12 protein-coding genes, 1 pseudogene and 1 riboswitch are annotated in these 10,323 nt (G+C 61.7%); of the genes and pseudogenes, 8 read left to right on the top strand and 5 right to left on the bottom strand.

Features of this window, described 5'->3' with window-relative positions; genetic code table 11:
* Positions 1 to 199: 199 nt before the first annotated feature.
* Positions 200 to 515 (top strand): annotated as a pseudogene (locus B3C64_RS02840) (helix-turn-helix domain-containing protein); the annotation flags it as partial.
* Positions 516 to 541: 26 nt separating this feature from the next.
* Here B3C64_RS02840 and B3C64_RS02835 read toward each other — a convergent pair.
* The gene (locus B3C64_RS02835; protein ID WP_291533594.1) at positions 542 to 856 is read right to left on the bottom strand and encodes a hypothetical protein; all 315 of its coding nucleotides are present in this window, start codon (positions 854 to 856) and stop codon (positions 542 to 544) included.
* Positions 857 to 1,015: 159 nt separating this feature from the next.
* On the opposite strand from B3C64_RS02835, the gene B3C64_RS02830 reads away from it, so the two are divergent.
* The 7 genes from B3C64_RS02830 to ribE all read left to right on the top strand — a co-directional run bounded on the left by B3C64_RS02830 (position 1,016) and on the right by ribE (position 6,184).
* On the top strand, positions 1,016 to 1,225 hold the full coding sequence (locus B3C64_RS02830) for a helix-turn-helix transcriptional regulator (protein ID WP_291533593.1): 210 nt from the start codon (positions 1,016 to 1,018) through the stop codon (positions 1,223 to 1,225).
* A 320-nt stretch (positions 1,226 to 1,545) separates the two neighbouring features.
* The gene (locus B3C64_RS02825) at positions 1,546 to 1,824 is read left to right on the top strand and encodes a hypothetical protein (RefSeq protein WP_291533591.1); all 279 of its coding nucleotides are present in this window, start codon (positions 1,546 to 1,548) and stop codon (positions 1,822 to 1,824) included.
* Positions 1,825 to 1,891: 67 nt separating this feature from the next.
* Positions 1,892 to 2,203, top strand: a complete 312-nt coding sequence (locus B3C64_RS02820) for an acylphosphatase (RefSeq protein WP_291533596.1) — start codon at positions 1,892 to 1,894, stop codon at positions 2,201 to 2,203.
* A gap of 148 nt (positions 2,204 to 2,351) precedes the next feature.
* Positions 2,352 to 2,466: riboswitch (FMN riboswitch) on the top strand.
* Between the two features lie 150 nt (positions 2,467 to 2,616).
* On the top strand, positions 2,617 to 3,741 hold the full coding sequence (gene ribD / locus B3C64_RS02815) for a bifunctional diaminohydroxyphosphoribosylaminopyrimidine deaminase/5-amino-6-(5-phosphoribosylamino)uracil reductase RibD (protein WP_291533588.1): 1,125 nt from the start codon (positions 2,617 to 2,619) through the stop codon (positions 3,739 to 3,741).
* The gene (locus B3C64_RS02810) at positions 3,705 to 4,385 is read left to right on the top strand and encodes a riboflavin synthase (RefSeq protein WP_291533586.1); all 681 of its coding nucleotides are present in this window, start codon (positions 3,705 to 3,707) and stop codon (positions 4,383 to 4,385) included. The genes ribD and B3C64_RS02810 overlap by 37 nt, the downstream gene beginning before the upstream one ends.
* A 15-nt stretch (positions 4,386 to 4,400) precedes the next feature.
* Complete coding sequence (locus B3C64_RS02805; RefSeq protein ID WP_291533584.1) at positions 4,401 to 5,594, top strand: bifunctional 3,4-dihydroxy-2-butanone-4-phosphate synthase/GTP cyclohydrolase II; 1,194 nt, start codon at positions 4,401 to 4,403, stop codon at positions 5,592 to 5,594.
* A gap of 119 nt (positions 5,595 to 5,713) precedes the next feature.
* Positions 5,714 to 6,184 (top strand): 6,7-dimethyl-8-ribityllumazine synthase, encoded by a 471-nt coding sequence (ribE, locus tag B3C64_RS02800; protein WP_291533582.1) that lies wholly within the window; start codon positions 5,714 to 5,716, stop codon positions 6,182 to 6,184.
* Positions 6,185 to 6,200: 16 nt separating this feature from the next.
* On the opposite strand, the gene B3C64_RS02795 is transcribed toward ribE, so the two are convergent.
* The 4 genes from B3C64_RS02795 to glgA form a co-directional block, all read right to left on the bottom strand.
* A complete protein-coding gene (locus tag B3C64_RS02795) occupies positions 6,201 to 6,758 on the bottom strand; it encodes a SixA phosphatase family protein (protein ID WP_291533581.1) in 558 nt (185 codons plus the stop codon).
* A gap of 91 nt (positions 6,759 to 6,849) precedes the next feature.
* Positions 6,850 to 7,905: a tRNA (adenine-N1)-methyltransferase gene (locus tag B3C64_RS02790; protein ID WP_291533580.1), complete on the bottom strand. Its 1,056-nt coding sequence runs from the start codon at positions 7,903 to 7,905 to the stop codon at positions 6,850 to 6,852.
* A gap of 79 nt (positions 7,906 to 7,984) precedes the next feature.
* The gene (locus B3C64_RS02785; protein WP_291533579.1) at positions 7,985 to 8,836 is read right to left on the bottom strand and encodes an ABC transporter ATP-binding protein; all 852 of its coding nucleotides are present in this window, start codon (positions 8,834 to 8,836) and stop codon (positions 7,985 to 7,987) included.
* A gap of 128 nt (positions 8,837 to 8,964) precedes the next feature.
* The gene (glgA, locus tag B3C64_RS02780; RefSeq protein WP_291533578.1) at positions 8,965 to 10,212 is read right to left on the bottom strand and encodes a glycogen synthase; all 1,248 of its coding nucleotides are present in this window, start codon (positions 10,210 to 10,212) and stop codon (positions 8,965 to 8,967) included.
* Positions 10,213 to 10,323: the final 111 nt, after the last annotated feature.

Here is a 10,323-nt window from a genome sequence, read left to right as displayed (position 1 = left end):
AATCCGTTTGGACCTCCGAAGTATGGTGGGCCATGACCGGCACTTCCCGGATAAGCGTCGAAGGTCGCGCCTTGCAGCATGTCCTCCACGTTCCTGTCGGTCGGTTCGATGGATGTTCCCCAGGTTCAAAATAGAAGTGCAACACCTTGTCTAGGGTTGGAAGTGTTCGAAGTTTCTAGCCTAGGAAGGTGTCGCACCCATGGGCCAACAGCATCCGCACCTGTCGTCCGAGGAGAGGATCCTGATCGAGAAGCCGCATTGCGAGCAGCATCCGGGCATCCGGCGGACCGCGGAGGGGATCGGCCGGGACAAGTCCACCGTGTCGCGCGAACTGAGGCGCGGCCTGTGGTTCGCCGTCCAACGAGAACGAGGCGTACCGCCCCTACCGGGCCAAACGGCTGAAGGCCGGGCCGTGGACCTCGGACCCGTTCTATTCGGCGCTGGCCGCGCAGAGGAAGGCCGACCGGCGTCGGCGCAAGCCCAGGAAACCGCGTCGCATGGATGTGGAGCCGCTGGTTGTTGAACCACCACACGTAATCATTCAATCCGCCGCGTAGCCGGTCGATGCTGGCGTACTGTTCCGATATATGACAGCCTGTTCGTCGACGACGACCGCGGCGGTGTCGTGCCAGACCTTGGCCAGCAGGTTCACCGCCCACATGGTGCCATCGCGGTTGGTGTCGCGGTATTCCGCGAGTTCGATGTGCGCGGTGCCGTCCTCGTAGCGCATGCACGCCCCGATGGTCAGACGTGTTCGCGTCGGGTTCATGTCGAGTCCGAAGCTCATCACGCCGCCATCCCTGCGACTGTCCACGGTCGCCTCGTCCCATTTCGACCAGTCGATGGCCGAAGCCATCCCCTGCTCGTCCCAGATGCCGAGGGCCTCACGCCTGAAATCGTCTCCGGCGAGCCCGTCGTACAGTTCGAGGATCGCGTCCTCGCTGGTGTGCCTCGGATAGCTCGGATTCGCCTTGCGCCGGACTGCTCTCGCTGGTCAACTTGAAAGGAGACGACGATGACGACTGAGTATCTCGGCGTCAAGCAGGTGGCCGAACGCCTCGGAATCACTCCGGGCGGACTGCTCAATCTGAAGCTGCCGGAACCCGATGTGCGCATCGGCCGTACTCGCGGCTGGCTCCCATCGACCATCGACGAGTGGAACGCGAAGCGTCCCGGTCGAGGCGTCGGCGGCGGCAGGCCACGCAAGCACAAGAAGACCGAATAGGCGGAAAGCCCGGAAGACGATTCCGGGCTTCTTCGTTTTTACGGAGCGCCTCCGGCGGGAGTCGAACCCGCTCTCGCACTCGGCCGTGGGGGAAGAGAATCCGAAGGTCCTTCGGCCGGCACGATCCGTCGTCGGCCGCCATGAAGGCATGCAGGTTGAGCTTCGCCGCATCACGAGCTCTCGGAATCGGATTGCCCGTCACTGGGTACATGCCCATTCCGATACAGAGTATGCCCGATTGCTCCTTACAACATCCTATGCAACCGACTCCCCCTCTTCCGGCGGAGCCCGACCCCCGCAATCTTCAAGTACTAGAACATATGTTCGAATATGTTTTGACGGTCTTCGCACCAACCGCGAGCGCCGTCGCGTTTCGGCGCCGTGGATTGTTCGTTCTGTCGGTTTTTGGTGTTCGCCCGTCCGGGCATGCTGTTCGTCTGCTGTTTCGCGTCGCGTCCGTGGTGCTGTTGCCGGCGTGTGTCGTCGGGGTGTTTGCGAGCGCGGTTTTGGTTTGTTTGCTCGCGCGTCACATGTCGAACATTTGTTCGATTTTGGTTTTGGCGTGGTTTCGGATGGGGTTTGCCTGTGCCCGTCTATGATGGGTTTTGTGTTTGGTTCTTTGGATCGGCCGTTTGTTGGTTGGCGGGATCGCGCGTGTTGTTTGTGATGTTGGGGGTATGTGTGGTGTCGTCTGGGGTTGTTCGCGTTCATGCCGTTGTTTCCGGTTTGGTGCAGGGTGTTGGTTTCCGGTATTTCACGGTGACCGTGGCGCATGGTTTGGGGTTGACCGGTTGGGTACGCAATCTGCGTGACGGTGATGTCGAGGTGGAGGCGCAGGGTCCGGTGGATCGGGTGTCCGCGTTGTGTGCGCGTCTTGACGAGGGGCCGCGTTGGAGTCGTGTCGATTGTGTGGCGACGCGGGAGGTTCCCGTTGAGGATGCCGAATCCGTTTTCCGCGTGTTGCCGGATGGTCGTTGATGTCGTGGTTGTCGTCGGTTCGTTGGAATGCCGGGTGTTTTCGCCTGGATTGTTCGTTGCGGCGAGGGGTTCGTGCCGATTTCGTCGATGGTGGAATGCCGGCGGGTCTGTCATGCTGCGGTGTATAGTTCGTGGCATCGTCATAACAGAAGATCTTCAGGGCGGGGTGTGATTCCCTACCGGCGGTATAGCCCGCGAGCCGTAAGGCATGATTCGGTGAGATTCCGAGGCCGACAGTATAGTCTGGATGGAAGAAGATGGATGGACGGGTTGACGCGTGCGTTGTGTTCGCGTTTTCCTGTTTGTGATTGTGTTGCCCTGAAACGCGTGAGCGTTTCGGGGTTTTTGTTTTCGTGAGCGTATCGGCCCGCGTGTTCCATGCTCCCTGGGGACGGTCATTCAGGGAGGTTGCCATGGACGATGAGGATTATATGCGGCTGGCGTTGCGGCTGGCGGAGCGGGGTTGGGGATGCGTCTCGCCCAATCCGATGGTGGGTTCCGTGATCGTCAAGGACGGTGTCGTCATTGGTCGGGGTTGGCATAGACGGTATGGGATGCTTCATGCGGAGCGTGAAGCCTTGGCTGATTGCGTGGCCGATCCCGTGGGGGCCACGATGTATGTGACGTTGGAGCCGTGTTGTCATTATGGCAGGCAGCCGCCGTGCGTCGACGCCATTCTCGGTTCCGGCATCAGCCGTGTGGTCGTCGGTTCGGCCGATCCCAATCCTTTGGTCGCGGGGAGGGGAATCTCGATGCTGCGCGGCCATGGTGTCGATGTCGTTGAGAACGTGCTTCGTGACGAGTGCGATCATCTGAACAACGTGTTCCTGCGTTTCATCACGACGGGGCGTCCGTTCGTGACGATGAAATATGCCATGACCATGGATGGCAGGATAGCCACCCGCACCGGTTCGTCACGGTGGATCACCGGGGAGGAGGCCCGGAGGCATGTGCAACGGTTCCGGGATCGGTACGGCGCAATCATGGTCGGTGTCGGCACGGTCTTGACGGATGATCCGTCCCTCACCTGTCATCTCGAAGGCGGGCATGATCCGATTCGGATCATCTGCGACACCCATCTGCGCACTCCGTTGGGATCGACGGTCGTCACGACCGCGAGGCGGACGCCCACGGTCTTGGCAACCTGTTGCCGCGATGCCGGACGACAGGAGCCGTATCACATGGCCGGATGCCGGATCCTCGTCCTGCCGGAACGCGACGGCCATGTGGACCTCGTCGAGCTTATGGAACGTTTGGGTGCCGAGCGCGTCGACAGCGTGCTTCTGGAAGGGGGCGGCACGTTGAACTGGTCGGCCTTGCGCAACGGCATCGTCCAGCAGGTGCAGACCTATGTGGCGCCGAAACTGTTCGGCGGCAGTGGCGCGAAGTCGCCCATCGAGGGGCTGGGCGTTTCCTCGCCCGAGTCCGCGTTCTTTTTGAAAAACAGCCGTCTGCTTCGGCTCGGCGAGGATCTGCTTATGGAAAGCGAGGTCGAATACCCATGTTCACCGGAATCATCGAGGAAACCGGAACGGTGAGGCGCGTCACGAACGGACACCATTGCGCCGTCTACGACATTCAGGCGCGGAAGACGCTGGAACGGACGGACGTCGGCGACAGCATCGCGGTGGACGGCGTCTGCCTGACCGTGACGCGAGTGGAACGGGACGGATTCCGCGCGGATGTGATGCACGAGACCATCAACCGTTCGACGTTGTCGCGACTCCGTGCCGGAAGCGACGTCAATCTGGAACGCGCCATGCGCACGGACGGACGGTTCGGAGGGCATATCGTGACGGGCCATGTGGACGGCGTCGGCACCATCACCGACATACGCAGGGACGGCAATGCGATCTGGTACACCATCCAAGCCCCTCGCGAGACCATGCGCGGCATCGTCGAGAAAGGCTCCATCGCCGTGAACGGAATCAGTCTGACGGTGGCCGCGGTGAGCCGGAACGGCTTCGCGGTGTCCGTGATCCCCCACACTCTTGCCCGGACCAGCCTGCATGGCAGGCATGAGGGCGACCAAGTCAATCTGGAAACGGACATCATCGGCAAATACGTCGAGAAAATCCTCCAATCCGGCCGCTCCCCATATTCCACGCAAACCAATCGGCAAACCCAATCCAGCAGTCAAAGCCACATCACCAAGGATCTATTGGCGCGATACGGCTTTTAAAAGAAACGAGGACACATGCGATTCAACACCATCGACAAGGCGCTCGATGACCTGCGGCACGGCAAGATCATCGTGGTGGCGGACGATCCGGACCGCGAGAACGAGGGCGACTTCATCTGCGCGGCGGAACACGCGACACCGGAGAACATCAATTTCATGGCGTCACACGGCAAGGGACTCATCTGCATGCCGATGTCCAAAACCATCGCCGACGGGCTGGAACTCACACCGATGACGCGGAACAACACCGACAATCACGAAACGGCGTTCACGGTTTCCATCGACCATGTCTCCACATCGACGGGAATCTCCGCGGCCGACCGTTCGGCCACTGCCAAGGCAAGCGTGGACGCGAACGCGACGGCGGCCGATTTCCGAAGGCCCGGTCACATGTTCCCGCTCGTGGCGAAAGGCAACGGCGTGTTGGAACGCGCCGGACACACCGAGGCGACCGTCGACCTGTGCCGTCTGGCCGGACTGCGGGAATGCGGACTGTGCTGCGAAATCATGAACGACGACGGCACGATGATGCGCGCGACGGAACTCGCCCGGCTTGCCGAGCGCTTCCATCTCACGTTCGTCAACATCCACGACCTGCGGGAATACCGCAAACGCCATGACAGACTCATCGACCGCGCGGCGACGGCAAGCCTGCCCACCGCATATGGAACATTCACCATGCATGGGTTCGTCAGCCGACTGGACGGCGAACACCATGTCGCCTTGGTGAAGGGCAACATCGAAGACGGTCGGGATGTGCCGTGCCGAATCCATTCCGAATGCCTGACGGGAGACGTCTTCGGTTCCCTCCGATGCGATTGCGGGCAACAACTGGCCGCGGCGATGAAACGCATCGAACAGGAAGGCCGCGGAATCCTGCTGTATATGCGGCAGGAGGGACGCGGCATCGGACTGATCAACAAACTGCGCGCCTACAGGCTCCAGGAACAAGGACTCGACACCGTGGACGCCAATCTCGCCTTGGGATTCCGCGACGACGAACGCGAATACTTCCTCGCGGCTCAGATGCTCAGGGATCTGGGCGTCAGAAGCGTGCGTCTGCTGACGAACAATCCCGACAAAATGCGCCAGCTATCGGCATTCGGACTGGAAATCTCGCAACGCGTCCCAATCCAAATGCCGGAAACCGACCACGACGCGTTCTATCTGGAGACGAAACGACGCCGTATGGGACATCTGCTGGATTGACATGATCCGCGCCTGCCATGCCACGCACCGAACGCAATCGGCGCGACCGCGATCCGACGCAGATCCGTACATCCGCAAACCAAACGATTCCAATATCCGGCATCATGAAAGGAAGAACCATGACAACATATGAAGGCACCCTCGTCGCACGCGACATCACCGTAGGCATCGTCGTGGCGCGATTTAACGAATTCATCACTTCAAAGCTGCTCGACGGAGCCAAAGACGGTCTGCTTCGCCATGGCGTGAGGGAAGACGACATCCACGTGGCGTGGGTCCCCGGTGCGTTCGAAATCCCGCTGGTCGCATCCAGGATGGCGAAAGACGACCGATACGACGCGGTGATCTGTCTGGGCGCCGTGATTCGCGGATCCACCAGCCATTACGACTACGTATGCAACGAGGTCTCGAAAGGAATCGCCGCGACATCGCTGGAGACCGGCACACCCGTCCTGTTCGGCGTGCTGACGACGGAGAACATCGAGCAGGCCATCGAGCGGGCCGGAACGAAAGCCGGCAACAAAGGCTACGACTGCGCGTTGAACGCGATCGAAATGGTGAACCTGTTCCGCGGAATCGACGCCGAATAGCCGATCGACCAGCCGATCAGTCGAAATCCTTGGCGGTGAGCAACGCGATCAGCTCGCCGCCATGCAATTGCCACTTGTCGAACGGCTCATTCGCGCCGAACACCGCGATGGACGCCGGGGACATGCCCAAGTTGAGCATGTCCAGCAACGTCGGATCGGATTCGGAGCTGGCCATCCACTGGCATGCGATCGACACCGTCGGCTCATGGCCAAGCACCAGCAGCTCACGGTGCTTCTCCTTGGTCTGGGCGAGCTCGTCGAACACCGCCTGCACGCCACCCTCGTACAGGCTCTGGTGGTAGTCGACCTTCGGGTCATCGCCAAACACCTTGAGCATGCGGTCGCAGGTCTGGCGCGCGCGGGTGGCCGCGGAGCACGCGATGCGGGTGGGCACCAGCTTGTGCGCGGCCAGACCCTTCGCCACGGCCTTCGCCTGCTTGCGGCCCTTGTCGGTCAGCACACGGCCGGCGTCGCCGCCGTCACCGAATGGTTCGGCCTTGGCATGGCGCATCACCAGCAGCACGTACTTGTAGTCCTTGGCCTTCTTGGCGACTTTCTTCAGGCTCGTTCCCATAGTCGATGACACATCCTTGATTAGTCGATCGCATGCATGGCACGCATGCGCGTTTCCTCCATTGTGTCAGATTTTCACATGGAAACGCGCATCACTCGCCGATTGCATGCACCTGCGCGTCGAGGTCGCGCAGCACCTTGCGCAGTTTGCGGTCGGAGATGTCACGCAATTCGAGATCCTCCAACTGTTCCGCGCGTTCCTCGGGGGTCAGCGAATCGATGTCGGTGGTCGTGTCCTTCGTGGCGCGATCACGTTTGCGCAACGCCCGGAATCCAGGGGCCATCGCGCGCGTGACCATCAGGAAGCCGGTATGGCCGATCATCTGGTGGTCGGGGCGAATCGCCAGCCCCTGCGCCTTCCAATTGCGCTCCAATGTCTCCTGGATGTCCGGCTCGGTCCAGGATCCCGCCTCGCGCAACGCCTCGGCCATGCGGCCCAGCTGCGTGGTGGTGGTCACGTACGCGACGAGCACGCCGCCGGGCGCGATCACCCGGTACGCCTGTTCCAACCGGTTCCAGGGATCGAGCATGTCAAGCATGATGCGGTCGAACGAGTGCTCCGGCAGCGTGGCCGCGACCGAATCGAAATCGCCGGTCCTCAGATCCCACCATGCCGGACGCCCACCGAAGTACACCGTGGCGTTGCCTTCGGCGACACGGGCGAATTCGGAACGCATCTCGATGGTGGTGAGATGGCCGTCCTCCCCCACCGCATCCAGCAGATTCAGGCTCATCGCACCGGAACCCGCGCCGGATTCCAGCACGTTCATGCCCGAACGGATGTCGCCAAGCTGAATCACCTGCGCGATGTCCTTCGGATACATGATCTGCGCGCCTCGAGGCATGGACAGCACATAATCCGCCAGACGCGGACGCATCACCGCGAATTGCCAGCCGCCGATGGCGCGCGTGCCTTTCCATGGCTTGCCGGCGTCGCGTTCGGGATGCTCATGGTTCATCTGGGTCTCGCGCTTCGCGCTGACCGTCACGACCACGGAGCCCTCCACCATGCCGATGACGTCATCATGCAGAATGATGCCGTGCGAGGTCTGGGTGACGCCGCCCGGCACCAGCTGATCGGTGATCTTGTTGGACCTTCGGTCCGTGAACTGCACTTTTTCGCCGGCCTTCAACGGTCCTCGACGCATGCCATACGCTCCTTCTGCCTGTGATTGCGGATGCCGCCCGTACGCGACCCGTCCATGCTAGCGCACGAACGTCCGGACGTCATACCGCATACGCGTTCCATCGACCGTTCGCATGCGTGACCTTGAGGTCCAGGCCGAACACCCGGCTCAATCGCTCGGAGGTGAAGCCGTGCTCCAGATCGCCCGTGTAGATGACCGTACCCGGCGCCGGATCGTTTCCGGCGACGTTGTCGGCATAGGCGTCCGCCTCGTTGCCGGTGATGCGTCCCATGATCGCCACATGGTCGAAGCCTTGGGGAATCTCCTCCAGACGATGCGTCACCAGCAGCACCGCCCGGTCGGACTGTTCCGCGCCGACACGGCTCAACGCGCGCAGGGCGATCTCACGGCCGCCGAGATCCAGACCGGTGGTCGGCTCGTCGAGGATCAGCAGATCGGGGTCGGCCATCAGCGCCCGGCAGATGAGCACACGCGTGCGCTCACCCTCGGAAAGCTTGAACATCATCTTGCCCTCGAGGTATTCGATGCCGAACTCGCGCATCAGCGCACGTGCGCGACCGTATTCCTCGGCGGTGTAGGTGTCGCGCCAACGGCCGGTGACCGCCTTCAGCGCCGTCACGATCGCATCGAGCGGATCCTCCTCGGGCGGGAACGCGCGGCCGAGTTCCGCGGAGCTCAATCCGATGCGGTTGCGGTAGGAGAACACGTTGACCTTGCCCAGACGGTTGCCGAGAATGTCGACCGTGCCTTCCGACGGAAAGCCCCGGGTGCTCATCATTTTCACCAGACTGGATTTGCCGATGCCGTTGGGTCCGAACAGCACCCATTTCTCGCCTTTTCTGATTTCCAGATTCACCTTGGTGAGAATCACGCGCTTGCGGCGGCGGAATTCCACGCCGTCCAGTTTCAATGCCACATCCGAATCAACCATTGTTCCTCATTCCTTATAACGACCATCCCATAACGGCGGCCGGCCGTCTTCCATCAGGATAATGCCCCGCTGGGAGACGGCCGGCCGCTCCATCGGCTCCGCGAGCCTTCGCGCGTCTTTGCCCGGAATCACTGGTTCCGTTCGGCGAGCACGTCCTCGTAGACCTTGACGGTCTTGTCCGCGATGGATTCCCAGCTGAAGCGGTCGCGCGCCCGCTCGTAGCCGGCCTGTCCCATCCGCTTCGCCTTCTGCGGGTCCGCCATGATGCGGTTGATGGCGTCCGCCATGTCGTGCACGAATTTGTCGGGGTTGGTCGGCGTGCCGGTGCCGTCGTGCAACTGGTCGAAGCGCACCAGATATCCGGTTTCGCCGTCCACTACGACCTCCGGAATGCCGCCGGTCGCGGAGGCCACCACCGGCAGTCCGCAGGCCATCGCCTCAAGGTTCACGATGCCGAGCGGCTCGTAGATGGACGGGCAGATGAACGCGTCGCAGCCATGTTCCAAGGCGTTCAGTTCCGGCTTCGGCAGCATCTCCTCGATCCAGATGATGTTTCCACGTTCCTCGTCCAGCCTGGCGAAGGCGTTCTTGACCTCCTCCATGATCTCCGGAGTGTCCGGCGCTCCCGCGCACAGCACGACCTGGATGGACGGATCGACGAAATGCAGCGCCTTGAGCAGATACGGCAGTCCCTTCTGTCTGGTGATGCGTCCGACGAACAGCAGCGTCGGCTTGCTGCGGTCGATATGGTAGCGTTCGAACACCTGCCAACCGGGGTCATCGGCGGCGGGTGTCTCGAACTCGCTCATGGTGATGCCGTTGTGCACGACGACCACTTTGTCGGGGTCGAGATTCGGATAGGCGGTGAGGATGTCCTTGCGCATGCCCGCGGAAACCGCGATGACGCGGTCGGCATGCTCATAGGCGTCCTTTTCGGCCCATGAGCTCAGATTGTATCCGCCTCCCAGCTGTTCGCGCTTCCATGGGCGGAACGGTTCGAGCGAATGCGCGGTGATGACCAGCGGGGTGCCGTGCAGCATCTTCGCGAGATAGCCGGCGAGGCACGCGTACCAGGTGTGGGCGTGGACGATGTCGGCATCGACGTCGTTGGCGATCTGCAGATCCACGCCGAACGTCTTCAGCGCGGTGTTGGCGTCATCCAGCTCCTTGGGAACGTCGTATCCGACGACCTTGAGGGAGCCCTTCGGATCCTTGCCGGGGATGGCGGGAACCTCGTCGGCGGATCTCGGCCCGTCGAACGCGCGTACCGTCACATCGACGCGCTCCGCCAAAACCTTGGAAAGCTCCTCCGCGTGCACGCCTGCGCCGCCGTACACCTTCGGCGGGTATTCGCGGGAAAGGATGTCAACTTTCATATCTGTGCTCTCCTCTTCGAGTCGGGTAATCGTTCCTTCTCCACTGTAAGGCAACCGCCAAGCAAAACGCACGATTGCCGTGTCCGTGTCACGACAATCGTGCGTTCGCCC

Origin of the sequence: Bifidobacterium sp. UBA6881, from assembly GCA_002451435.1 — a bacterium.
Lineage (GTDB): Bacteria > Actinomycetota > Actinomycetes > Actinomycetales > Bifidobacteriaceae > Bifidobacterium.
Note: the sequence above shows the minus strand (reverse complement) of the source record. Positions and strands in the feature narration are given on the sequence as shown.